The 23374-nt window shown below is 51.5% G+C and carries 22 protein-coding genes; 10 read left to right on the plus strand and 12 right to left on the minus strand.

The genetic code is table 11. The features are described from left to right. Window positions 1-235 precede the first annotated feature (235 nt). Window positions 236-496 (minus strand): hypothetical protein, encoded by a 261-nt coding sequence (locus BLQ88_RS25410; RefSeq protein ID WP_090155747.1) that lies wholly within the window; start codon window positions 494-496, stop codon window positions 236-238. 397 nt (window positions 497-893) lie between these two features. Between BLQ88_RS25410 and BLQ88_RS25415 the strand changes: the two genes are divergently transcribed. The 6 genes from BLQ88_RS25415 (at window position 894) to dgoD (ending at window position 5952) form a co-directional block, all read left to right on the plus strand. Further along, window positions 894-2177: a Gfo/Idh/MocA family protein gene (locus BLQ88_RS25415; RefSeq protein WP_090155748.1), complete on the plus strand. Its 1284-nt coding sequence runs from the start codon at window positions 894-896 to the stop codon at window positions 2175-2177. Window positions 2178-2231: 54 nt separating this feature from the next. Then, window positions 2232-2903 (plus strand): hypothetical protein, encoded by a 672-nt coding sequence (locus BLQ88_RS25420; RefSeq protein ID WP_090155749.1) that lies wholly within the window; start codon window positions 2232-2234, stop codon window positions 2901-2903. 108 nt (window positions 2904-3011) lie between these two features. Continuing rightward, window positions 3012-3527, plus strand: a complete 516-nt coding sequence (locus BLQ88_RS25425) for a hypothetical protein (protein ID WP_090155750.1) — start codon at window positions 3012-3014, stop codon at window positions 3525-3527. Next, window positions 3524-4012, plus strand: coding sequence for a helix-turn-helix transcriptional regulator (locus tag BLQ88_RS25430; RefSeq protein WP_090155752.1), 489 nt, complete (start codon window positions 3524-3526; stop codon window positions 4010-4012). Before BLQ88_RS25425 ends, BLQ88_RS25430 begins: the two co-directional genes overlap by 4 nt. Window positions 4013-4134: 122 nt before the next feature. Further along, window positions 4135-4773: an START domain-containing protein gene (locus BLQ88_RS25435; protein WP_090155753.1), complete on the plus strand. Its 639-nt coding sequence runs from the start codon at window positions 4135-4137 to the stop codon at window positions 4771-4773. Window positions 4774-4803: 30 nt separating this feature from the next. Further along, window positions 4804-5952, plus strand: a complete 1149-nt coding sequence (dgoD, locus tag BLQ88_RS25440) for a galactonate dehydratase (protein WP_090155755.1) — start codon at window positions 4804-4806, stop codon at window positions 5950-5952. A gap of 158 nt (window positions 5953-6110) precedes the next feature. On the opposite strand, the gene BLQ88_RS25445 is transcribed toward dgoD, so the two are convergent. Then, the gene (locus BLQ88_RS25445) at window positions 6111-6875 is read right to left on the minus strand and encodes a phytanoyl-CoA dioxygenase family protein (protein WP_090155757.1); all 765 of its coding nucleotides are present in this window, start codon (window positions 6873-6875) and stop codon (window positions 6111-6113) included. A gap of 247 nt (window positions 6876-7122) precedes the next feature. Here BLQ88_RS25445 and BLQ88_RS25450 point away from each other — a divergent pair, with 247 nt between their 5' ends. Next, window positions 7123-8850 carry a sensor histidine kinase gene (locus tag BLQ88_RS25450; protein ID WP_176885099.1) on the plus strand — a complete coding sequence of 576 codons (1728 nt, stop codon included), beginning with the start codon at window positions 7123-7125 and terminating at the stop codon, window positions 8848-8850. After that, the gene (locus BLQ88_RS25455; RefSeq protein ID WP_229212857.1) at window positions 8847-9599 is read left to right on the plus strand and encodes a LytR/AlgR family response regulator transcription factor; all 753 of its coding nucleotides are present in this window, start codon (window positions 8847-8849) and stop codon (window positions 9597-9599) included. Before BLQ88_RS25450 ends, BLQ88_RS25455 begins: the two co-directional genes overlap by 4 nt. Here the strand turns inward: BLQ88_RS25455 and BLQ88_RS25460 are convergent, their stop codons facing one another. The 7 genes from BLQ88_RS25460 to BLQ88_RS25490 are packed head-to-tail and all read right to left on the minus strand — an operon-like array spanning window position 9600 to window position 16501. Next, window positions 9600-10670, minus strand: a complete 1071-nt coding sequence (locus BLQ88_RS25460) for a hypothetical protein (RefSeq protein WP_090155763.1) — start codon at window positions 10668-10670, stop codon at window positions 9600-9602. A 6-nt stretch (window positions 10671-10676) separates the two neighbouring features. Further along, window positions 10677-12281: a flavin monoamine oxidase family protein gene (locus tag BLQ88_RS25465; RefSeq protein ID WP_090155765.1), complete on the minus strand. Its 1605-nt coding sequence runs from the start codon at window positions 12279-12281 to the stop codon at window positions 10677-10679. Beyond that, window positions 12278-13810, minus strand: a complete 1533-nt coding sequence (locus BLQ88_RS25470) for a polyamine aminopropyltransferase (RefSeq protein ID WP_090155767.1) — start codon at window positions 13808-13810, stop codon at window positions 12278-12280. The genes BLQ88_RS25465 and BLQ88_RS25470 overlap by 4 nt, the downstream gene beginning before the upstream one ends. Continuing rightward, window positions 13811-14017, minus strand: coding sequence for a DUF350 domain-containing protein (locus BLQ88_RS25475; protein WP_090155769.1), 207 nt, complete (start codon window positions 14015-14017; stop codon window positions 13811-13813). A 24-nt stretch (window positions 14018-14041) separates the two neighbouring features. Next, window positions 14042-14224: a hypothetical protein gene (locus BLQ88_RS25480; protein WP_143016927.1), complete on the minus strand. Its 183-nt coding sequence runs from the start codon at window positions 14222-14224 to the stop codon at window positions 14042-14044. Between the two features lie 12 nt (window positions 14225-14236). Further along, window positions 14237-16108 (minus strand): DUF4178 domain-containing protein, encoded by a 1872-nt coding sequence (locus BLQ88_RS25485; protein WP_176885100.1) that lies wholly within the window; start codon window positions 16106-16108, stop codon window positions 14237-14239. A gap of 9 nt (window positions 16109-16117) precedes the next feature. After that, complete coding sequence (locus tag BLQ88_RS25490; RefSeq protein WP_229212858.1) at window positions 16118-16501, minus strand: S-adenosylmethionine decarboxylase family protein; 384 nt, start codon at window positions 16499-16501, stop codon at window positions 16118-16120. Window positions 16502-16679: 178 nt separating this feature from the next. Between BLQ88_RS25490 and BLQ88_RS25495 the strand changes: the two genes are divergently transcribed. Continuing rightward, window positions 16680-17636 (plus strand): alpha/beta fold hydrolase, encoded by a 957-nt coding sequence (locus BLQ88_RS25495; RefSeq protein WP_229212859.1) that lies wholly within the window; start codon window positions 16680-16682, stop codon window positions 17634-17636. 140 nt (window positions 17637-17776) lie between these two features. On the opposite strand, the gene BLQ88_RS25500 is transcribed toward BLQ88_RS25495, so the two are convergent. Beyond that, on the minus strand, window positions 17777-18733 hold the full coding sequence (locus BLQ88_RS25500) for a hypothetical protein (RefSeq protein ID WP_143016928.1): 957 nt from the start codon (window positions 18731-18733) through the stop codon (window positions 17777-17779). A 107-nt stretch (window positions 18734-18840) separates the two neighbouring features. Between BLQ88_RS25500 and BLQ88_RS25505 the strand changes: the two genes are divergently transcribed. Continuing rightward, on the plus strand, window positions 18841-19263 hold the full coding sequence (locus BLQ88_RS25505) for an FKBP-type peptidyl-prolyl cis-trans isomerase (protein WP_090155777.1): 423 nt from the start codon (window positions 18841-18843) through the stop codon (window positions 19261-19263). 97 nt (window positions 19264-19360) lie between these two features. Here the strand turns inward: BLQ88_RS25505 and BLQ88_RS25510 are convergent, their stop codons facing one another. Together BLQ88_RS25510 and BLQ88_RS25515 are read right to left on the minus strand one after the other, a co-directional pair. After that, complete coding sequence (locus BLQ88_RS25510) at window positions 19361-20068, minus strand: hypothetical protein (protein WP_090155779.1); 708 nt, start codon at window positions 20066-20068, stop codon at window positions 19361-19363. A 157-nt stretch (window positions 20069-20225) separates the two neighbouring features. Next, on the minus strand, window positions 20226-23345 hold the full coding sequence (locus BLQ88_RS25515) for an efflux RND transporter permease subunit (protein ID WP_090155781.1): 3120 nt from the start codon (window positions 23343-23345) through the stop codon (window positions 20226-20228). Window positions 23346-23374: the final 29 nt, after the last annotated feature.

The following is a 23374-nucleotide window of genomic DNA, read 5'->3' on the forward strand; positions in this document are numbered from 1 at the left end:
GCTCCTCATCGGTAAACAAATTACCGTCCTTTTTGAAAAATATCTTACCCATTTTGAAATTGGTTGGTGTAAACCTATTTCAGGACAAGACATGTGGATAGGAGGCCCCGCCGGGGCCTGACGTTGTGGTGGAAATGCGGTTGCTATAAACAGGTCGCCGCTCCGCGGCAAGGCGATCCACTGGATTTGGAGCGGCTCGCGGTTGATGCCTTAGCTCCCTTTCCTCCTTCCTCCCTTAATCCATTCTCCCCTCTTCCTTCCTACCCATCTCCAACTTCTGAAAGAAAAACACCAATTCCCGAAACGACAGGAATATTTCACCGATACGCGGGTTGCAACCTGCCTCTTTTTGAAATGCCATATGGTCGCTGTAAATGATCCAAAGGTCTTCAATCCACTCGGATGCGGTGCTTTGGCTTAGTAACTCTTTGACATTTCTCCCGTAGTTCAGGCAAATGGCTTCTTCGGACGCTGAAATCGTTGTTGATGGTTTCATTTATGTTTTAGGTTTGTGAATGCCCTGCGTAAAGGTGTCCTAACGCCATATACAACGTCCGGGGCTTTCGCCGGATCCGCACCATCGCAGGGCAATTACTTAAATATTTTAATGTATATGTTAAAGGAAACCACAAAATCAGGAACGCCCAATCGAAATGCAATACCCTGTATGCCCCGGATGTACGAAAGGCTATCAACGAATTAGTCGCCGGTCAACCGCCCTTTCCTCCGTCCTCCCTTTCCTCCATCCTCCCATTCCTCCGTCTTCCATTCCACCCTTTCCTCCATCCTCCCTTTCCTCCTTCCTCCCTTCCTCCATCCTCTCCATCAGTAACATTTTCCTCCAACGACCTTTTGAAAACACCAATCAAATCCAACTTCCTAAACCAGCCACCATGACGCAAAACGCTAACCGCCGCGAATTCCTTAAAACAGCCGGGCTTACAACGCTCGGCCTGACTATTTTGCCCAACCTGATCACCCGTGCTGCGCCCAGCGATCGCGTGCGTATAGCGCATATCGGTTTGGGCGGGATGGGCAATAACCATATGAAGTGGTTTGCGAATTTGCCGGACGCCGAGATAGTGGCGCTTTGCGATGTGGATGAACTGCATTTGGGCGAGACAAAGCAACGGCTGGAAACGATGAAGCCCGGCATTAAGGTGGATACTTACGGCGATTTCCGGCGCATTCTCGAACGAAAAGATATCGATGCCATTACCGTGGCGACACCCGACCACTGGCATGCGCAGATTGCGACGCTGGCGTTTCAGGCCGGGAAGGATGTGTATGGGGAAAAGCCGCTTTCGTACTGCTTGAAAGAAGGTAAAATGATGCTCAAACAGCTCGAAAAGCACAATCGCGTCTTCCAGATGGGCAACCAGATCCATGCGGGTGATAATTTTCACAGGGTTGTAGAATTGATCCAGTCAGGGTCGATCGGCAAGGTGCATACGGTGCGGCTTTGGAAAAAGCCAAGTACCAAAGAGCTGGGTTCACCGACGGTGCAGCCGGTTCCAAAGACATTGAATTGGGACATGTGGCTTGGTCCGGCGCCATTTACGGAATACATTCCCGAGAAATGCCACTTCACTTACCGCTATTTCCTCGATTATTCAGGCGGCGAGTTTGCGGATTTCTGGTGCCACATTGCCGATGTGATGTATTCCGCGATCCACCCGACGGGCTTGAAGAAAATCAATGCACGGGGAACCGCATACGAAGGCATCGCCGACGCGCCCAAAACGCTGGACGTGGATTATGAATTTGATGGTTTGAAGGTATACTGGTCGTCCAACCCGCCTGACGTCCCCGGCGCGGTAGACCGCGGCATCGGTGCATTCTTCGAAGGCGATAAAGGCACGCTTATTTGCGATTACAACACCCGCGAACTGACGATCAATGGCGAGAAAATGGCCGACATCGCCTCCGTACCGATAACAAATCCGCGCTCACCCGGGCATCAGCAGAACTTTATCGATTGTGTCAAATCCCGCAAACAGCCCGAGTCGAACCTCGCCTATGCACGCGAAATGACGATTCCAATGCATTTGGGGCTGATTTCCTACCGGCTGAAACGGGAACTGACCTGGAATGCAAAAAAGGAAAAATTCACCGGAGATAAGGAAGCGAACCGTTTGCTCAACCGCAAACCCCGGAAAGAATGGGACTTGGTATGATGTAACCATGGTTAGATATTTTTGTATATTGACAAGAAATAACTAGCCATTGCCATGAAACATCTTCTACTGATCACGTTTATTTCCGGCAGTTTGTTGCTCGGTTGCAAGGATTCGTCTGAGTCTGTGGGTGATATGCCTGCCATTGAAAGCATTTCATTTGTCGGCTTGCCGGACGAGAATGTGACTTTTGACCCGCGCAACTCGCTGATTACCGTAAGGATGCCGGCGGTGCTGGAAGGGGGATTGAAACCGGTTTTGAAAATGACGCCTGGCGCACAGCCTGTGGGGCTGATGTCCGATGGAAGGGTTGATATTTCCGCATTTTGCCGCGGCAGTCAGAACGAGCCGACTTACCTCCGCGTTGCCAACCGAACAAAAACTGCTGCGTACCGTTTAAACATTATTGCTACCGGCCCTCTCGCAGCGCAGGATGTTTACGAGGAGACGACATTCTCACGGCAATCAACTATGTTGAAACTTAGTCTGCCGGTTCAAAACCAATACAATTATGTCCACCTAACCCGCATTGTGTTCGAAAACGAGGATGGCAGCGAACCGGTTGTTATCACAGCCGACGGTGCTACGCTGGCAGGTTGCAGCTCGCAGCCGAACAGACTTTCGGTGGAACTTTATTCTCCGATACAACAAGTTCTGAAACCCGGCAGATACAAAATTCAAATAGGAAACATTAAATTCCCCCAGCGGTTGATCGTCGTCGATTAGCCGCACTACGCTACTCAAACGTTCCCTCATTGCCGTTAACCGAAGAATAAACGGTCGGTTTGATATTATACAAGTTGTATAATTTTTTATACCTTTATTAGTGGGAGCATGAATGCAAAAATTACCTGTGTTTCAAGCGGCGAAACCGTCGCCGCAAAAATTATTCAGCCTGTCGGGCTTGTTTTACCATCGGTGAACGATGGCTGGCGGTTTGATTTTGAAAAGCATGTCAGAAAGAAGTACTGCCGGGCATTTGTGCTGGTATGCGAGGACACGCCGGATGTGATTGAGGGGTGCCTGATCTTTGAGATGCGGAACGGGGTCGAGCCCTATATGGCATTTATAGAGGTCGCGCCGCATAATCGGGGAAAAGACAGGGTTTACGCAAATGTAGCCGGGTGCTTGACTGCCGCTGCCTGCCGGCTCAGCGAGAAGCATGGGACAGAACATTATCGCGGATGGCTGACCTTCGATGTGAAGGAACATCGCAAGGAAGATGAAATCAAAATAATGGCTTTGTACTGCCAAAAGTATGGCGCAGTGAGGTGGGGGCAAGCAACAATGTTGATTTCACCAGAGAATGGTGAAGAACTGATTTCTAAATTTTTAATGTCAGAACAATGAAAAAAGAGAAGGAGATCAACCCGGAACAACTTTCTAATGACCATAGGCGGCAAGCACTGCTTGAATTTATCATTGCAGAAAATGCAAAGCGAACACCAGAGCAAAAATTAAAAACCGAAATGCTGGGAATTCAGTACTTGATGGAGGATTACTTCAATGATGATTCGCTACGTATTGTCGAATTTGAACCCGCCGAATTCCTCAGCATCCACTACTTTATCAAACGTTATCTCAAAGTCCTCAACACATCCCAAAAACAACTCGCTGAGCTTTTTGAAATGAAGGACAGCAACCTGCACAAATACCTTACGGGTGAGCGGAAGCTGAATACGGATATCGCTTTCAAGCTGGCGTCTTTTACGAAAACTACGCCGGAGCATTGGCTGCGCCTGGAAATCAGGAACGAGCTGAAAAAGTTGGGCGGCGCAAAGGTAGCAGAGTTTGAGAAATATGGCTATGAGCATGTAGTCAACACCCGGGAATGATTCCCGTTGCACGTTTATTTAATGCATTAGCAGGAATTTAAAGCGTTTTGTAAGGGTTGTAGAAGTCTGGGTTGTCATGCAGAAAAATCATGCATGAAACCGATTGATACTTCATCCAACAAATGCGAAAATTCATCCTATTACTCGTTATCACAGTCTTTTACCTGCCCGCGAGTGCACAAACCAAATGGAAACTGATCGCCGACAAGGAGCAAATCCGGATCTATTCGTCGGCGGTTCCCGAATCTAAAATCAAGGCTATCAAAGTCGATTGTGTCGTGGATGCGTCGCTTGCGCAGATGGTCGCGCTGGTGCTGGATGTGGAGGCCGGAACGCAGTGGGTTTACAAAACCAAGTCGTGCACGCTCGTGAAGCGGGTCTCTCCTACTGATTTGTACTATCATTCCGAAATAAGCCTTCCCTGGCCGCTGGATAACCGCGACTTCGTGGCGCACCTGATGGCCCGGCAGGACCCTACGACCAAAGCCGTCACGATCGATGGCCCGGTGGTAGCCGGAATGGTGCCTGTAAAAAGGAATGTGGTACGGGTAAGTGATTCGAAAGGGCGCTGGCTGCTCACGCCGGTAGCTGGCAAAGTACGTATCGAATATATACTCCACACCGATCCCGGAGGGTATCTGCCGGCGTGGGCGGTGAATGCATTTGCGGCCGAAGGGCCGATGGAGACATTTAAAAGTATGAAACAGCAGCTCAAATTGCCGAAATATAAAAATGCCTCCCTTACATTTATAGCCAATTAGAAGGGTTATACAATGTAAAAGAAAAATAGAATGAAAATCAGAAGTTACGAGCTGTTCCAGGTACCTCCCAGATGGTTGTTTTTGAAAATTGAAACCGATGAAGGCATTGTCGGATGGGGCGAGCCGGTGATCGAAGGCAAGGCTGCAACGGTAGCTGCCGCCGTGCACGAATTGATGGAGGCATTGATCGGCAAGGACCCGCTTGATATCGAAGGTCACTGGAATACGATGTACCGGGGCGGATTTTACCGCGGCGGGCCCATACTGATGAGCGCCATAGCCGGCATCGACCAGGCATTGTGGGACATCAAAGGCAAATTCTTCAATGCACCTGTATATCAACTACTCGGCGGCAAATGCCGCGACAAGATCAAAGTGTATTCCTGGATCGGCGGCGACAGGCCGGATGAAGTGGCGGGAGCGGCAAAAGAATGCTTCGACCGTGGTTTCAAAGCCATTAAAATGAATGCGACCAATGAAATGCAGTATATCGATTCGTTTGAAAAGATAGACCTGGCCGTAAAAAGGGTCGCATCGATCCGCGAGGCGCTTGGCTACGGGCTTGAAATCGGCGTGGATTTTCACGGACGCCTGCACAAACCGATGGCCAAAGTACTCGCCAAAGAATTGGAACAATTCCGGCCAATGTTCATCGAAGAGCCGGTACTGGCCGAAAACAACGAAGCTTTGCGAGAAATTGCTGCGCATACTTCTATCCCGATCGCGACAGGCGAGCGGATGTTCAGCCGCTGGGATTTCAAAAACCTGCTGATGCACGGCTACGCCGACATTATCCAGCCCGACCTCTCCCACGCAGGCGGCATTACCGAATGTAAGAAAATACTTTCCATGGCAGAAGCATTCGATGTGGCCGCGGCGCCGCATTGCCCGCTCGGCCCCATTGCACTGGCAGCGTGCCTGCAAGTAGATGCGACCTGCCATAATGCATTCATCCAGGAGCAAAGCCTGGGCATCCATTACAACCAGGGCAGTGATCTGATGGACTATCTGACTGACCGAACGGTATTCGACTACCACGACGGTTTCGTGAATATCCCGTCCGGCCCCGGCCTCGGCATTGAAGTGGATGAAGAGCAGGTGCGTAAAATGGCGGCGATCGGCCATAACTGGAAGAATCCGCTGTGGACGCACGAAGATGGTAGTGCTGCAGAGTGGTAAAATGGCGCGAAGGTCTGCCTTCGTGACTAAATATTCGCAGGCCTCCGGCCGGTCACTACCGCATCTCGCCGTATAGACCGGCCAGAGGCCTGCAAATAGTGTGTACAAATCAGGAGATTTGTACGAGCGTCAGGAGATTTGTACGAGCGCTCCGAGCGCTACAACGCTAACTTAATAGCCCGCTCGACAGGCGAAGGGCCGTCTACAACCAACTCCTCCCTTAACAACAACGGCGGCTGCGCCATGAACTTCGGCTCCATTCCCCTATGCGCCTGCGCGGCGTGAACCATGAACGGATGGCAAAGATAAACGGTCCCCGCTTCGCCCGTCGCCAATGCGATTTCCCGCTCGGGCATATCGTCCAGCTTGCCGGCAAGTTCCATATATGACAGGCCAGCCGCTCCCGCAGATTGCAATGCGCGAGCCACATCCGTGTGTGAGCCTATACGTATACGCGTGGGCGCATCGTGCTCGCTCACATCCGAGTACAGGAAGAGCATGAGCAGCCCCCTGCCCTTTGAGTTTACATTGACGCGCCACTCCCAGAAGTTAGCCGGATCTTCGCCCGGGAAGCTGGCGTCGACGTGCCAGCCTGCGTCACCAGGATCTTCGTCGGACGGGAAGCGAATGGGAAACGTGCCCATGCTACGACAGGGCAGCCATTTACCTGCCCCAACGAGCTGATCGAAGGCGGCATGCAAAACCCGCGTATTGGCAGACGTTACAAATGGTTCCTGCGCATACATTCCGAGGCGGATTACCGGCTTTGTCCAGGTGGCCGGGTTATGACGGTCGAGCGCGAGGTCATTCCATAATATGTCCCTTACCAGCGCGGCTGTTTCGACAGAAAACGCACGATCGATGCGGATAAAGCCCTGGGTAATAAATTGATCTATTTGCTGAGAACTCAGTGTTCCTTCCATGGGATTTCGATAAGTAGTGAATGGAAAAATCGGGATAGTAAAATCCTGCTTCCCGGAATCGGGAAGAACGTGCAGCGGCGGCACGGGAAGGGACCTTAGAGTGTTGGTGTGAACCTCATGGTTACAAATTTAGGTATTTTGCTTGATAATGGTTCGAATTCAAATCAAAAAGCGCCATATTCAGTTTTGGCTGGTCGGCTGTGGAATGCGTAGGCGTATTTGCGGAATAACCAGACCATCTCAGCGCATGAAAAAACTAGCCCTGCTTCTATTTCTACTGATCTCCGCCGCCGCACGCGGGCAGTACAATGCGAACAACATTCTCGCAATCAAAGAAATCCACGATGGCGTGGTATGCGATTCCTGCATTGTTACAATGGCCGGAAGCGTCAGCGGCAGCCCGCAAACGGTTTCTTTTCTCACGCCCAACTACGATAACCAGTTCCTTTACACCGACGCTTCCCTCACGCGGGAGCTTTCAGTGGTCGATCCGTCCAAGTTTTTCGTGGCTATGGCACGTTTCTCGCTTGATTTCTATCCTTACGGCAAAGTTCTCGCCAGGCGCGGCGAGCCCATTCCTTTTATGGATTACAAAGATTTGCAGTTCAAAGCAACTGTAAACGGTGCTCTGAAAAAGGATTGGACCGACATTACTTCACTGGGACGCGATCCGGATTACTACATCGGACTTGCCACCGTGGACTTCCGCCACGACATTAAGGACGTAGCAACGAAACCCGCCGAGCATTACCACGCCGGCAAGTTCGAACTGCGGCTTGGCGATTCGCTCAGGGTCGAGTTCAGGAATAAAAATACGTTGGCGCAGGCACACCACTTCTCGATCACCCGCGTCCGCAGCGTGCCCGATTATTTCAATTTCGTTGAGTTTTCCGGAGACAAAAATTTCCAGGAAATCCTCAATACCGAAATCAATAAAGTCCGGACCGAACAGGGGCCGCAAGCCAGCCATTTCCAGATCGCTGCCGGGCATTCGGCATTCCTGCGGTTTTCCAATCACGAACAATATTATTACTTCGGCCAAAAGCCGCGCAACACCGGAATTGAATATGCGATTGGCGCGCCTGAAAACTGGCAGCGTCTGGGCGGAGAAGAAGACCTCAAATTCACGCAGGGCCATTCCTACATCTACCTCGACAGACCGAAGCCCGGCGAGGCCGTGAAGATATTCCTGCGCTACAAGCACCAGCCTGAAAGCGTCCATGAGATAACCGTTGACGTCTCCCCTACCCACGCCGGCTGGATCGACGTCGCACTGCCGATAGTTGCCATCATTGTCATCGCATTGCTGACCATTTTTATCCTGAAACAGCGTCATAAAATGCAGCTCGCACGGCTCAACCGCAAGCAAAGTGAAATTGAAAACCAGCTGCAATTATTGAGCGGACAATTAAACCCGCATTTTCTTTTTAATTCATTAAATGCGGTGCAGTCGTTGATCCGGCAAAATGATCCCGAGGCGGCGAATCAATACATTACCGAGGTGGCTACTTTTATGCGGACAATAATGGATAGCGGACGGAAAGAATTGGTTTCGCTGGCAGAGGAAATCAGTATCGAAGAAAAATACATTGCATTGGAACAAAAGCGAAAACCATTTGTCTACGCCGTCCGGAACCAATGCGGAAATGACCTGGGTACGATCGATTTCCCGCCCTTGCTTTTGCAGCCGATTATTGAAAATAGCATTCGACACGGCCTCGCCGAATCGGTTGGTGAGCCGGCGCTTACCGTCACGATCCGCTGCGATGCTACCGACCTAATCGTGTCCATTACCGACAATGGAATCGGGTTCGACACTTCGGTAAAATCGCGCGGACACGGACTTTCACTGACAGCAAAACGCATTGCATTGATCAATGAAAAACTACCGGCCATGCGCATTGTCGTAGAAACCAAATCCAGCCCCGGCAACGGGACTACCACCGAAATCAGACTGCTGAAATGGCTTTCATGAACCCCATCAGATGCTTTATTCTCGACGATGAAATCCAGGCTGTGCATAATCTGCGACTGGCATTGGAAACGCATTGCCCGCAGGTAGAAGTGGCGGGCTATGCGCATCACGTGAGCGAGGCCTATGATTTTTTGAGCAAACAACCAACGGATATCCTCTTCCTGGATATCCGTTTACAAAACGAAACGGGCTTCGATCTGCTAAAACAACTCCATCATTATCAGGGCAGTATCATTTTTACCACCGCCTATGACCTTTACGGAATCCAGGCTATCAAATTTTCCGCTACCGACTATTTACTCAAACCACTCGATCACCTGGAACTAACGGAGGCTGTCAGAAAAGCAACGGATAAAAAGAAAGAACGCGACCAGGGTGCGCAAATCGCTATGCTGATACAGTCGTTCGAAAACCTGCCTTCGCAGCGGCAGAAAAAGATCGCATTAACCGAAGCCAGTGAAATTCATTATGTATTGATAGACGATATTGTTTTCTGCAAATCGGATAATAGCTATACAACCTTCTATTTAACAGGAAACAAAAAAATAACGGTCAGCAAACCGATTTCAGACTACGAGAATATCCTTGAACCTTACGGGTTTGCCCGTACGCACCAATCCTATTTGATTAATAAAAACAGGATCGTATCATTTAAAAAAGAGGACGGCGGGTATTTGCTGATGGAAGGGAATTATCAGGCCATTATCAGCAAGCAGCGAAAACACCTTTTGAAAGAATTATTTACCTGATTACCTGCCACTTTTCGTAAGCCGATCACTTCCTTTCTTCCATATAAAACCGTCGATCACATAATGGGTGATTTGCGGGACCGCCAGCAGCGGGACGATCAATGCCAGCGCAGGTTTGTCAATGGATACGGGGAATTGATGGAATACAGAGAACACATCGCGGTGCTCCTTCCAGACGGTCCAGTCCCAGAGGCCTTCTTCGAACCAGGCCAAAAGAAAAATCAACCCCAAAAACAACACAAGCCCATATTGACCGAAGAAAACCGGCAGCCACCTCCCCGATTCAGGCCTTGATGCTTCCTTTTGGCCAAATATCCAGATCAGCGCCATGTAGGGAATACCGTGGCTCACTACATTCAGCAGCGTAAAAGCCAGGTCGCCATTGAAATACACAATACCAAAATACCAGGATACCAGCGTGCCGGTAATGACCGCGATGCGTGGAAAATTGAGGCTACGGAAATGCCACCAGTAATGCATTTCCTTGCATGCATAAGCCGCCAGCATGATCCAGTACAAGCCGGTGGCAACGGCCAGGGCAGGTCGCGAGGCGGAGATCAGGAATTCGTTTTCGATAAACCAATTGAAATGCCGCCCGCCGTGCAGGTGCCAGTACAGCAGCGGGTAAATGGTTGCATAATAGACTGTAAACTGATCCACGTGCCGGTACCAGGCGGGCGTCCGCTCGAAACGGCTGTACAAACGCATGAAGCCGTACTGCTGCCGCACAAAATGGTATACGGCCGAGTAAGCCAGCACCCGCCAGAACCACAGCCCGTTCATCAGGTAAATACCCGAGCCGATCACCAGCGCCAATACCGGTATGCCGATCAGCAACGGTTTGAAGCGGTGGTAGAGCTGCCTGTTCAGGTACGTGCGGTAGAGCGTGCTGTACACGTGCGCGACGTCTATCAGTAGTATCAGTATCACCCACCAGGCATCGGGCATGCGCGTATTGTCCCGGAAAATCGCAGGAAAGGCCATCACCACCAGCAGGCTCAGGAAAGGCGGAGCGAGGATGAAAACAATGTCGGTGAATGGCTTGCCCAGCCACGGCTGTTTACTTTCCATGGCGGTTCAGGTTTGTTGCAGGATCTGTTTTGCGGCGCGAAGGCCCTGGTAAAAGCCTTCCTCGAATATGCTCACGCCGGCAAGATCGGTATGGGCGAAATGAATGGCGTTACCGACGCTGCCCGAGAGCGATTTCCGCGCTTCACCGTGGATCATCCCGGGGCGCGGCTGCACCATGGCATGCCCCCAAAGCATAATATCGACGCGCTCCGTTTGCTCGCGAATGTCCGGATGCACTCGTTGCAAGTCGGAGAGTACTTTTTCCGCCCAAAATGCATGTTCCGCCCGGTAGGCCTCCTTACGCGCGGCCTCGGGTGACGCGTGCGTGAGCGGGAGGTAGTAAGTGAGGTTGCGGCGCTCTTTCCGTTGCTGCACCTGCTGGTGGGTCGCGTCTACATAACCCAATGAGGGGCTTCCGTAAATCACGTTATCCCAGCTGGCCGGCTGCCCTGCCCGTTCGTGCAGGCCTTTCACGGTGAGGTTAGCGACCATCCACGGCGCATAGTGAAAATGTTCGTGTAATGTCTTGCCCCGCTCCGAATCCCCCAAAAGCCTGGCCGCCACAAACTGCGGCACCGCTACAATACAATGCTTTGCTTCGAAGCCTTTCACCTGCCGCGTCGCCACATCCAGGTAACCGACCTGCACGCCATTGGACGTTGCTTTCACGGAAGTCGCCAATGCACCCGTAGCGATTTTGCCATCGAGGTCTTTGCGCAGCGCGTCGATCAGGAAACCGTTTCCATTCTCCCAGGTAAGCACATCGTTGTGGGCCGCATTGGCCGCCTTTCCTTTCCGCGAAGCGAAATAATGAATGCCGGCCCAGGCGCTCACCAGGTTGTAAGGCGTGCCAAAGTCGTCGCGGGTGCAGTAATCGATGTACCAGCGAATGTACTCGCTCGTGAGGCCGTGGTTATCCATCCATTCCTTCATCGTGACACGGTCGAGTGCACGCAACGACTCGTCGCGGCTCGATGTATCGACCGGAATGCTGAACGCATCGAGGCCATCGGTGCCTTTCAGGTATTTATAATGGTTAATCTGCGAAAAAAACTGCTTAAATTGCGCCAGTTCGGCTGCATTCAGTCCGGTATTCGGAACGAGTCCCTCCTGCCAATGCCCATTGATGTATAACCGCTCTTCCGGGTCGTGGCACAGGTAGAATTCGTCATAAACCGGCAAACCCGCAGGATCATAGCCGGTTATCACTTTGGCATCTTCCAAAAAAGAGAGGTATTCCGTGAGATTATTGTTGGGTACCGGCACATAATGCGCGCCCCAGGGATATTTCGAGAATGCATTGCCGCCCGACGCCGCATTGCCGCCCGGCTGCGCTTCCAGGTCCAGCAGCGTGATGTCCGTCACGCCGTTTTGCACCAGATGCCGCGCGGCAGACAACCCGCTCACGCCCGCGCCAATGATCACCACTTCTTTCGGCTCAAACGCTCCCGGGGGATTAAAGGAATGGTCGCGCAGCAGATGCCCCGCTGCGGCCGAAGCACCGACGATCTTTCCGGGAACAGCCTTCGACTTTGTTTCCTCACATGCATGCAGGAGCGGCGCGGCGACGGCCATTCCGGCAGTTAGTCTGATGAAATCGCCCCTTTTCATTGTTCCTGGTATTTACCCCACTCCTTTTCAAAATAAGCCACTAACGCCTGATTGTTCAGCTTGTTCACTTCGAGCGGCTCGTGGGCGAGCATATCGTCGGGGAATTGCAGCATTTGCTCCATCACCGCGTGGCTCATGTATTTCTTTTCGATCGCAAACGTATCGGGGAGCTGGTAACTACCCGACTTTCTGGCCATTACATATCCCCATTCACCAAACGACGGCACGTAGTTATGGTAAGGAACCGTTTGAAAACCGGATGCCCTGAGCGTTTCGTTCACGCACCAGAAACTCTTTGGCGCCACATACGGCGAGGTACTTTGCACCACCGCCACGGCCTGCGGCGTCATGGCGGTTTTTAACAATCTGTAAAAAGCGGTAGTATACAGCTTCCCAACCGAAAAGCCGGAAGGGTCCGGAAAGTCGATAATGACGCAATCGAACTGTTTTTTGTTTTCTTTTAACCAGATAAATGCATCCGCATTGGTAACCGTCACGCGCGGATCTTTTAAGGAATGCTTATTGATTTCTGCAAGAATATCCTGCCCGGTGAACAGCTTTGTCATCACCGGATCGAGGTCCACGAGCTGAATGTTTCGGACGGAACCGTACTTCAAAATCTCCCTCGCCGCCAGGCCATCCCCGCCACCCAGAATGAGCACATTACGCGGCTGCCCCGCCGCCGTCATCGCCGGGTGCACGAGCGCCTCGTGGTAGCGGTACTCGTCCGCCGAGCTGAATTGGAGGTTATTGTTGAGATAAAGCCGGAGATCGTGCCTGTTTTTGGTGATCACGATCCGCTGGTAAGGTGTGGAAGTGGAATAAACGACATGGTCATTATAGGCAAGCGTTTCGCTGAAACTCATGATCTGTTCGGAGAAAATGAATGCAACTACTTCCGCTACCAGGATCACAATGCCGCCGAAACGGATCGCGCGGATGCCGCGTACCTCGCCCGCGAAATACCGGCACAGGTACAACCCCACGCCCACATTGAGCAATCCGAAGAACAGACTCGTGCGGATCAGCCCGAGGTACGGCACAAAAATGAGCGGAAATATCAGCGACGCCAGCAATGCGCCGATGTAGTCATAGGTAAAAACCCTGCTCACCAGCTCCGCAAACTCGACCTTATCTTTTAAAATACGCAGCAATAGCGGTATTTCAATCCCCACCAAAATACCCGTAACCGACACCAATGCATACAACACCGGCTGAAAACTAATGGCCAGCGGAAATACGAGAAAGAGAATAATGGCGCTGAAACCGCCCACCAGCCCTACCAGCAACTCAATCCGGATAAACCATTCCAGCAAATGATCATTGAAAAAACGCGACAGGTACGAGCCGATCCCCATCGAAAAAAGGTACACGCCGATGATGATACTGAACTGCGTGACGCTGTCGCCCAGCAAATAGCTGGCGAGCGTACCCGCCACCAGCTCGTAAATCAATCCGCACGTGGCGATGATGAACACCGCCACGAGCAGCACCCACTGCGCACTATGCCTGCCTTCCGTGTTTTTCATTTACCCGTGAATTGCCGACGCGATGATAATGGCGATCGCAAGCATGAAAAAACCTGCGAAAATGGCCAGCGCCACGTTTTTGTTTTCCAGGATCTCGCGGCGCAGGTTGTGCTTCGGTGTGAGTATTTCGATAATGCCGAAGGTTACCAGCAGGACGACTATCCCGATGCCCGAGTACACGAGCGAACTGATGATGTATTGTTGCATCGATATATGTTTAGGTTTGAATGACTATTTGTGGTGCATGATGCCGTTGCTATGTGAGCCGCTTCCGCCGGCGGTCCATTGCTCCTGGTTGTCGAATGACAAAATGCGGTCGCCGGTAAGGTTGGCGTACGCGAGCCAGCCCAGGAGCGCTGCCACGTACACAAAGTACCATTTCATCGGCAGGAGTTCTTTCAGAAATTCTTTCATGTCCGTCATGTTTTATGAATTGGCGAATGCACTGTTACCCCAGCGCGATGTTTCGGAATAATACCGCATAATACCCATTACCAATGGCCCGATCAGAAGCAGGATAATGACGATCCACATGTTACGGTAAGTGACGGGGTCATAAAAAAGCTTGGCTGAGAAATTCGATGTCCTGCTATATCCGTTCGAATCGCGGGCGGCCGTCAGCTGCAAAATGTAAGTCCCGGCAGGTATTTTCTTAAAATGAATGGTACCCTCCCGCGAGCCCTCGGTCCAATACGATCCGCCTTCGTAACCGGAATAAAACTCTACCCCCTCCTCGGCACTGTATTCGCTGCCGTCGACCACATTGACCAGCGTTGCATTCAGCTCCAACCATGAATTTTCCACGGGTGAACGGAAATTCAGTTCCATTGCACTGCTCTCCTTTTCGAGTTCAAATTTTTCAGTAATAAAAAGCTGTGTATTAAGCGAATCGGCAAAAGTATAATTCAAATCCAAAACCACGCGGTTGCTGTGCATGCTGCCGGTCAGCAACTGCACCAGCACGGCCAGCACCCAGGCTACCACGCCCGCTTTGGCAATCGATCCCGTACCAACGCTGATCCGTGCCGGTTGCGTCGGTGCAACGCCTACGGCCCTGGGAAGCGGGTTAATTGCCTGCTCAGCAATCACCGCACGCGGCACATAGTTGCCCCGAAACCACGTGACCCGCTTCTGATGGTCCTTCTCGACGCTCAGTATTTGCGGCGGGGCAATATAGTCCATGCATTCCGTTTCTTCGTGCTTCGAAAACATGTCCCCGGGGAATTCACCCAATGCGTAGAGAATGCGGTAATGGTATTTGGAGTAACGCCGGAACTGCACATGATCGAACTCGATACGGTGCAGGCGGGCATCGCCTGGTCTCGGGGTATGCCGTGTTTCTTTGAGGTAAGTCCAATGCCCAGCCGATTCGGTGAGGAACATAAACCCGTGCAGTTTGCTGTAAAGCGTATATTCGTGCCAGTAGTCGGCGCGCGAATCGGTATCATATTTGTGGGCAAGGCCAACCACGCGGTAATCCCCGCCTTCGAGCGTGAGGTGCTCACCGATGCTGAAACAAAACTCCTGGTCGTAGGTCTGCTGGCCTCCGCGGGTCGCATATTGCCCACCCAGGTACGAGTGGCGGGTCCCGCATTGGGTACAAACCCAGCTTTGCGCATATGGGAAGGTAAGTACGTAGTTTTGGTCGTTGCAATTGCGGCAGTTGAAAATCGTCGGTTCCGGTTCGGCTTCCCGCGTATTGCTGAGAAAAAGCAGTTCCGGTTCGACGTCGTGGCAGTCAAATGCCACGGCCACCGTTTCGCCGTACGCCACCAGCTCCACGCGTTCGGTCTCCGACATTGCTTCAATGCTGTTGAAACGATCGGGCTTCCCCTGCACCAGTACATTGCCTTCCACCTCGATCAGGCGGCTTTCATTTCGGGCTGTTACCGAAAAATCACGGTCGTCGGGCAGTTGAAGTCCCTGCGCATCCGATCGGAATTTCCGTGCGACTGTCTCCTCTTTGAAGGCCAGCGCCTCCAAGATCGTATGCAGTCCGTACCCTTCCGCCAGATGGCGTGTAAATCCGTCGTTGCAATCGAGCGTCCAGTAGTTATACGCCTGGTCTTCGAACCGCACCCGCAGCCTGCCGGTCACTGTAAACGCGATACCCTGCCAGCTGCCCGTCGTACCGGGCTGGATCACTTCCGACGCACTGTGGATCGGCTGCATTTTCACCTCCGTCAACTCCTCGCCCGAGCGGTACCAAGCCTTTCCGCAGCCGCAGCCGGCCACATTATTGGCTCCCTGAAAATAGACCGGTTTGCCGCAGGATGGACAAATTGCGAGTTTGCTCATTTCCATGGCCTATCGGATGATTTGATGTTCAGAAACTATTTCCGCGCTGAAATAAGCCGTAATCCGCTCGAAAATCTCCCGTACGGCACCGTTATTGACCCGTTGAAAATTGCTGAGGTAAATATCGACATTCACCTTGCCGAATTCCGGCCAGGTGTGCACCGATAAATGACTTTCGCTGAGACAGACAATGCCGGTAAAGCCGCCCGGCTCGAAGTCGTGGTACACTTCGCCCAGCTTTTGCAAGTCGAATGCGCGGGTAAGCTCGTCGGCGAGGTCCTTGAAACCGCTATACCCGTCCAACAATGCCGTTTGGTCCGAATGGAGGGTTGCGATAAGGTGCAGTCCGGGCGTATAAGTTTTCAATAGCGTCAGGTCTTTGATAGCAGGCAATTTTATAAAAAAGCCGCCAATGCACAAGGTCTAATTTATTTAAATGGTTACTTGCATGAAACTAGCGGATACATGTGGGGATGACGGATGACCGCAGACCGCCGACCGATGACCGCTGACCGCTGACCGCTGACCGCGAAATTTGGTTTTTGATTGATGAGTTCGTTTAAATGGTAATATGAGGTTTAGGTTTTGTTTGAAGTTCTTGTTGCTTTGCTGGTTGGGCGTTTGTATGACTATGGGCGGTTCGGTGGTTGGGCAGGCTTTGTATTCCAGGGCGTTTGGCAAGAAAACCGATGAACCAGTCATATTTCTGCATGGCGGTCCGGGGAGCAGTGCGGTTTATTTTGAAGCTACTACTGCGCAAAAACTGGCTGATAAAGGATTTTACGTCCTGATTTACGACCGGCGCGGCGAGGGCCGGTCGGTGGAAACCGATGCGAAGATGACTTATGATGAGTTCTTTACAGATTTAAACAGCATTTATAAAACTTATAACATTACCCGCGCGCATTTGATCGGGTTCAGCTTCGGCGGGTTGGTTACGGCTTTGTATGCCGAAAAATATCCTGAAAAGGTCAAATCGATCGTGCTGGTAAGCGCATTGGTTTCCCAGCAAGCCTCCTACCACACAATCCTCGATTCGGTAGAACGCATTTACCGGAGCCGGCAAGACAGCGCGAACCTTCAAGCATTAGGTAAAGTAAGGACAATGGACACACTTTCGCTGGCCTACCGTACGGAGGTTTTCGCACACGCGTCGCGAAACGGCTTTTTCAGTCTGCAAAACCCCGATCCCGCCGCGCGACGGATTTACGCGACTTATAATACGGATACCTTAATTAAAGCCTACGTCAAAAACGAACAAGCCGTCGGGACACTTTGGAAGAATGAAGCGCGGAAGAATATCGATACAACTCCTGTATTAAAGAAGCTGACACAGACCGGCATGCCCATCTATGCCATTTACGGCAAGCAGGACGGGCTTTACTCGAAAGACCAAATCGCGGATCTGCAAGCAATCACCGGCCAGTCGCGCTTGAAATACCTCGATAACTGCTCGCACACCGCCTTCATCGATCAGCAAGCGCAGTTTCTGGAAGCAGTCGGTGAATGGTTGAAGCCGGGCCATTAATGACGCGAACGAAACGCCTGCGCCGGTTCTTGGGATCGCGGGTTGCACGTAAGCGATCGTACGCACATGCGTTACGGACTTGGGAAGGATTTGGGGTTGTGTGGCAGGTGTATTTAAAATTAGTCGGCTGGAATACAGCGTTAGGGAATTTCAAGCTGGCCATGCTTCTCAGGATCAAAAGTCTCATAGCGATATTCAAAGATATCCAGGCGGTCATTGCTTGTGGTATAACCGTTGCCTTTGAAAAAATGTGATCTGGAAAAACGGACATACTCCCGGTCTGCCTCTGAAAGTTGAGTGGTATCAACCTCCTGTTTGTTGCGCATGTCGGTTGTGTATCTGTGCCGCTCGGTGAGAAGCCGGTTTTGCGCATCGTAAGTGTAAGCGATCGTATCCGGACCGTGAGGTATATAAAACTTGCCCAGGTACATGCGCTCAAACCATACCTGCTTCAATCTCCCCTGCGCATCGTAGGCATACCGCCGGGTAAAATGATCAATCGTATCCGCTGGCCCATTGAGCACGTAAAGTTTGTAATGGCTTGTAATGCGCTGTTTCTCGTCCCTTTCCCAGCGATTCACATTGATAATATTCGCCGGAAGAAGCTCATATTTTCCCTCCCATTTTTTCAGAATAGTGTCCCCAGCCGCCGTGTACTCCCAAAACAGCTTATAGGCGCCAGGGTATTGCATGCTCCCGTTAGCATGAAGTCTGCCCTGCCGGTGCGTTTCCGTAACCTTCTTTCCACTTTCATCATATTCAAACCAAACCGTATCAACGGTTGCGGTATTACTTTCATCGCTGTCACTGTGTGCGTAGCTGATGGTTTTCGCAAGGCGATCATTTTCATAAAAATTCAATGTTTTCCAGCTTGAACGGCCAAAGTTGAACGATTCCGCCACCCGGTTTTGCCGGTCGTAAAAAACCGTTTCGATATGCTGGGACTTGCGCCATTTAGTACGGAACGAGCCGATGTTTTCCAAAGGCGTTTGCAAACGGGGAATGGCCTTGTCCAGTGAATAATCCGCATTGTCACAAGCCCACAGCGTGATACAAATGCATAAACACGATAGTAATCTCCCGGGAATGCGCCGCATTATTCTTGCTATATGAAGTTTTACAAATCGTTTACATTGTTTTACCAAACATATTTCGTGGAAACGGATGCCGCATTCTAGTTTAGGTTCTGTAAAACGATCCCAATATGCATAGAACCAATCTTTTTCCGCTTGTTTCATCAACTAATTTTTTCGTTCTGGCATTTCTGCTACTCACCTGTGCTACCGGTAAAATGCACCAATCCCCATCCGGCCTTCAATACAAAATCGTAAAGAAAGGCCACGGCCCGCAAGCAAAGGCCGGGCAGGATATCTTGCTTTTCGAGACGACCAGTTACCGGAATGGCCAGGTTTTGTATTCCAATGAAAATACCACTTCGCCGGTGAAGGTGCTGATCGGTGGAAACCAGGCTACCAAGGCGGTCGACGAGGCGTTGCTGGGGATGCAGGAGGGTGAAATTAAGCTCATCGTCGCGCCGCCGCATCTGGTCAAAAGGAAGGAATACCCGTCCAATGTCCATCCCGATTCGACATTGGTGATTAAAATTATCCTTCACAAAATTCTTTGAACAGACAAAAGCAGAAGTGACTGATTTGTGTCCGGAAAAACAAAAAGGAGGCCAGTACCGGGTACCGCCTCCTCCTCAACTTTGAATAAAACGAATGCTATTTCGTCGTCGCCTCCGTCAGCTTCACTTTTACGGAAGTGTAGTACAATGTAGTGGTTGCCTCGAAACCCGAATCCGTGCCGAAAATAAGCCATAGGTTGCCGCTGGCGTCGGTTTTACCTTTGAACTCGCCGGTTTTGGTGAGGAGTTTATAGCCCGGTTTGTCGGTTCCGTTTCCGATGTCGCCGATCACCTTCATGTCCTTGCCATCGTTTTTCTGCTGGATCTTGTCGATGTTCATGCGGTAATGTTCCAGGTTATCTACCGTCGTTTTCGGCTCGATGCCCACGGCCCCGATTCCTACACTCACGGCATTAGGCGCGCCGCCTACCCCTGACCAGCCTTCGGAAGGCGCGTCGGAAGCAAATTCCAGCGTGAATGCGGCACTGTACTCCTGATTCGGTTTCAGGCCGGTCATTTTCTTTTTGAAATACATAAACAGGTCGTCGCTGTGGTTGTTACCCGAAATGCGGAAACCCTTCTTCTGGGTGTCGAGCGGCGCAGGCAGGTTCGCGATGCCTTCTTCGAGTTTCCAATCCGACTCCATCTTCACGGGATAGTCGGAAAAGCCGGCTGTCCATCCTTTTTTGTCACTGTTAAACTGGTCGTTGAGCTCCATTTGCGGAGGCAGGTTCGGCCCTCCTTCATCGTCGTTGCAGGCGAGGAACAGGAAAGGCAGTCCGAGCATTAAAACTAACTTTTTCATGTGCTTTATTTGGTTTTAAAATCCCCTAAGTGATGCAAAACCGCGTCGGTTTGGTTGGAACCGCGTCACAAAAGTTACTCCCGCCCGGCACTGCCCGCCTGAGAATGAACGATCTACGTTATGTAATTTTTTAATGTAACCAAATCAAAACAGCCGGTTACGACGCGGTAAAACGCGATGTCCTGCCCTGCTTTTTGCGGTTGAAAAATGTGTAAATAATCGGGAAAACGAGCAGGGTCAGAATGGTCGCCGTAATGAGCCCGCCGATCACCACAATGGCCAGCGGCTTCTGGGTCTCGGAACCGATACCGGTCGACATCGCCGCAGGCAGCAAACCGATCGCCGCCATGAGCGCAGTCATCACCACCGGCCTGATCCGCGATTTCACACCCTGCCGGACAGCCTCTTCCAGCGGCATGCGCGCCGCCAGGTTTTTGTTAAATACCGAAATCAGTATCACCCCATTTTGCACACATAACCCAAACAATGCGATAAATCCGACGCCGGCGGAAATCCCGAAGTTCATATGCGTGACGTGCAGCGCGAGGATACCGCCCACCAATGCGAACGGCACATTGGCGAGTACCAAACCGGCGTCTTTGGCATTGCTGAACATAATGAAGAGCAAAATGAAAATGCCTATCAGGCTCACCGGCACCACCTGCGCGAGCCGGTCGGTGGCACGCACCTGGTTTTCGAACTCTCCTACCCATTCCACCGAGTAGCCTTTCGGCAGATCGGTAAGCTTTTCTTTCACGCGCTGCTGCGCTTCGGCGATTGTCCCGCCCAGATCTCTGCCGCGGACAGAAAATTTAACACCGATAAATCGCTTGTTATTATCCCTGTAAACGAATGCCGGACCGGTGATTTTGCGGATCGTCGCGATTTCCTTCAATGGGATTTTACTACCCGTAAGCGTCGGTACCATCAGTTGCTGAATGCTCTGCTCGTCGGCGCGGTATGCTTCTTTGTAGCGCAAACGAATGTCGAATTTCCGTTCGCCTTCGTACAAAATCGAGGCCGTCTTCCCACCGATCGCCATTTCGATCACTGCCTGGGCATCGGCGGTACTTACGCCGTATTGCGCCATTTTGTGGTCGTGCAGGATCACGCTGATCTCCGGCTGACCGATGTTGCGGATCAGGCCGAGGTCCTTGATACCGTCCACATTCCGGACAGCGTCCATCGCTACGTTGGCGTATTTTTCGAGCTCCTGCAAATCGGAACCGAATATTTTAATACCATTGCTCGCTTTGTAACCCGCCACAGCTTCGGCCACGTTGTCGACGATCGGCTGGGAATAGTTGTACAAAACGCCGGGATAGTTGCTGAGCCGCTTGTTCATTTCGTCTGTCAGCTGTTCTACATTAATCTTCCGCTTCCATTCTTTCTGCGGCACCAGATCCACCTGGAACTGACAGAAATAGAAGCCATTAGGATCGGTACCGTCGTTCGAGCGCCCGACCTGTGAGAGCACCTGCTTCACTTCCGGGAAAGTTTTCAGGTCGCGGCGGATCTTTTGCGACATTTTTACGCTCTCCGGCAGCGACATACTCATAGGCAGTTCGGCGGTCACCCATAATGCGCCCTCATTCAGTTGGGGTAAAAACTCGGTCCCGAGCAATGTGGCTGAAAAAAGGGAGACTCCCAGGAATACCGTCGCGGCGATCATACTGAGCTTTTTGTGCCCGTAACACCATTCAAACCCACGTGAAACGGTTTTATCGAAGAAATTAACGACCGGGTTATTCTTCTCACGCACATTCTTGTTCAGCAAAAAGGAGCACAGCACAGGCACAAGCGTGAGCGTATAAAACAATGCGCCCAGCAATGCAAAACCCAACGTGTAGGCCAGCGGACTGAACATTTTACCTTCCACTTTCTGGAAACTGAAAATGGGTATCAATGCCGTGATAATGATGAGTTTGGAGAAGAAAATAGCCTTTCCGAGCTCCCCGCCCGTCTTTTTGATTAAACCTAATTTAGACAGCCGGTTGAACCGCTCCATGCCCCGCTTGTGCGCCATATGATCGAGCGCGACGAATATTCCTTCCACCATCACCACGGCCCCGTCGATAATGATCCCGAAGTCGATAGCGCCCATCGACAGCAGGTTGGCCGACATGCCTTTGAGATACAGACAGGTGAATGCAAAAAGCAATGCGAGCGGAATGATGATCGACACGATGACCGTAGTGCGCCAGTCGGCCATGAACAAAAACACGATAACCGTCACAAACACAATACCTTCCAAAAGATTATGCTTTACCGTCTCCGCACAGAATTCGATCAGGTTATCGCGGTCGTAGAAGGTTTTCATCTTCACGTCGGGCGGCAATATTTTCGTGTTCAACTCGGTGATTTTCTCCTTGATATTTGCCAGTACCTCACTCGGGTTTTCACCTTTCCGCTGCACCACAATGCCTTCCACGACGTCGTCGCGCTCATCGAGTCCCACCTGCCCTACCCGTGGCAGATCCGACTCCTTCACATCCGCCACGTGCTTCACCAGCACCGGGTAATCTTTCACATATTCGACGATAATGTTCTCGATATCCTGGGCCGATTCCAGCAGGCCGATCCCGCGCACCACGTACGCCTGACCATTCTTCTCGATCACATCGCCACCCACATTGATATTGCTTTTGGTAACCGCCTCATACACATCCAGCGGCGTGATATTGTACTTCGCCAATGCGGTAGGGTTCACCTGCACTTCGTAAATCTTCTCGCGCCCGCCGAATGCAACCACGTCCGCCACACCCGGCACGCTCCGTAACTGACGATCGATCACCCAGTTCTGCAATGTGAGCAGCTCGCGGCTGTCGCGGTCCTTGCTTTCGAGGGTGTACCTGAAAATCTCGCCCGTAGGCCCGTAAGGCGGCTGCACTTCCGGGTCGACGCCATCTGGAAGCGATACCGTACGAAGCTGGTTGTTAACCTGTTGCCTCGCAAAGAAATCCTCGACGCCGTCATCGAATATGATTTTAATGACGGAAAGCCCGAACATCGTTACGCTCCGCACATTGGCCTTCTTTTGCACGGAGTTCATTGCAATCTCGACCGGCTGCGTCACAAACCGCTCGATCTCCTCGGCGCTGCGCCCGTTCCATTGCGAAACGATGATGATCTGCGTATTGGTAATGTCCGGAAATGCTTCCAGCGGCGTCGCCCGGTAACTCGCCACGCCCGCCACCACCAGCAGTCCGGTCAGAAAAAATATAAAAAAGCGGTTCCTGAGCGAGAAGCCCACGATGCCACGGATGAATTTGTTCATGATAAAAGAGTTATTGAGCTTATGAGTTC

This window comes from Dyadobacter soli, assembly GCF_900101885.1.
GTDB lineage: Bacteria > Bacteroidota > Bacteroidia > Cytophagales > Spirosomataceae > Dyadobacter > Dyadobacter soli.

What these genes read in the sequence shown, in the direction of transcription:
- BLQ88_RS25430 (WP_090155752.1), top strand. Translation starts at nt 3,524, where the DNA reads ATGAAAAAAGAGAAGGAGATCAACCCGGAACAACTTTCTAATGACCAT.
- BLQ88_RS25480 (WP_143016927.1), bottom strand. Translation starts at nt 14,224, where the DNA reads ATGAAAGAATTTCTGAAAGAACTCCTGCCGATGAAATGGTACTTTGTG.
- BLQ88_RS25420 (WP_090155749.1), top strand. Translation starts at nt 2,232, where the DNA reads ATGAAACATCTTCTACTGATCACGTTTATTTCCGGCAGTTTGTTGCTC.
- BLQ88_RS25425 (WP_090155750.1), top strand. Translation starts at nt 3,012, where the DNA reads ATGAATGCAAAAATTACCTGTGTTTCAAGCGGCGAAACCGTCGCCGCA.
- BLQ88_RS25515 (WP_090155781.1), bottom strand. Translation starts at nt 23,345, where the DNA reads ATGAACAAATTCATCCGTGGCATCGTGGGCTTCTCGCTCAGGAACCGC.
- BLQ88_RS25475 (WP_090155769.1), bottom strand. Translation starts at nt 14,017, where the DNA reads ATGCAACAATACATCATCAGTTCGCTCGTGTACTCGGGCATCGGGATA.
- BLQ88_RS25485 (WP_176885100.1), bottom strand. Translation starts at nt 16,108, where the DNA reads ATGAGCAAACTCGCAATTTGTCCATCCTGCGGCAAACCGGTCTATTTT.
- BLQ88_RS25445 (WP_090155757.1), bottom strand. Translation starts at nt 6,875, where the DNA reads ATGGAAGGAACACTGAGTTCTCAGCAAATAGATCAATTTATTACCCAG.
- BLQ88_RS25470 (WP_090155767.1), bottom strand. Translation starts at nt 13,810, where the DNA reads ATGAAAAACACGGAAGGCAGGCATAGTGCGCAGTGGGTGCTGCTCGTG.
- BLQ88_RS25410 (WP_090155747.1), bottom strand. Translation starts at nt 496, where the DNA reads ATGAAACCATCAACAACGATTTCAGCGTCCGAAGAAGCCATTTGCCTG.
- BLQ88_RS25450 (WP_176885099.1), top strand. Translation starts at nt 7,123, where the DNA reads ATGAAAAAACTAGCCCTGCTTCTATTTCTACTGATCTCCGCCGCCGCA.
- BLQ88_RS25505 (WP_090155777.1), top strand. Translation starts at nt 18,841, where the DNA reads ATGCATAGAACCAATCTTTTTCCGCTTGTTTCATCAACTAATTTTTTC.
- BLQ88_RS25510 (WP_090155779.1), bottom strand. Translation starts at nt 20,068, where the DNA reads ATGAAAAAGTTAGTTTTAATGCTCGGACTGCCTTTCCTGTTCCTCGCC.
- BLQ88_RS25465 (WP_090155765.1), bottom strand. Translation starts at nt 12,281, where the DNA reads ATGAAAAGGGGCGATTTCATCAGACTAACTGCCGGAATGGCCGTCGCC.
- BLQ88_RS25435 (WP_090155753.1), top strand. Translation starts at nt 4,135, where the DNA reads ATGCGAAAATTCATCCTATTACTCGTTATCACAGTCTTTTACCTGCCC.
- BLQ88_RS25500 (WP_143016928.1), bottom strand. Translation starts at nt 18,733, where the DNA reads ATGCGGCGCATTCCCGGGAGATTACTATCGTGTTTATGCATTTGTATC.
- BLQ88_RS25415 (WP_090155748.1), top strand. Translation starts at nt 894, where the DNA reads ATGACGCAAAACGCTAACCGCCGCGAATTCCTTAAAACAGCCGGGCTT.
- BLQ88_RS25455 (WP_229212857.1), top strand. Translation starts at nt 8,847, where the DNA reads ATGAACCCCATCAGATGCTTTATTCTCGACGATGAAATCCAGGCTGTG.
- BLQ88_RS25495 (WP_229212859.1), top strand. Translation starts at nt 16,680, where the DNA reads ATGAGGTTTAGGTTTTGTTTGAAGTTCTTGTTGCTTTGCTGGTTGGGC.
- BLQ88_RS25460 (WP_090155763.1), bottom strand. Translation starts at nt 10,670, where the DNA reads ATGGAAAGTAAACAGCCGTGGCTGGGCAAGCCATTCACCGACATTGTT.
- dgoD (WP_090155755.1), top strand. Translation starts at nt 4,804, where the DNA reads ATGAAAATCAGAAGTTACGAGCTGTTCCAGGTACCTCCCAGATGGTTG.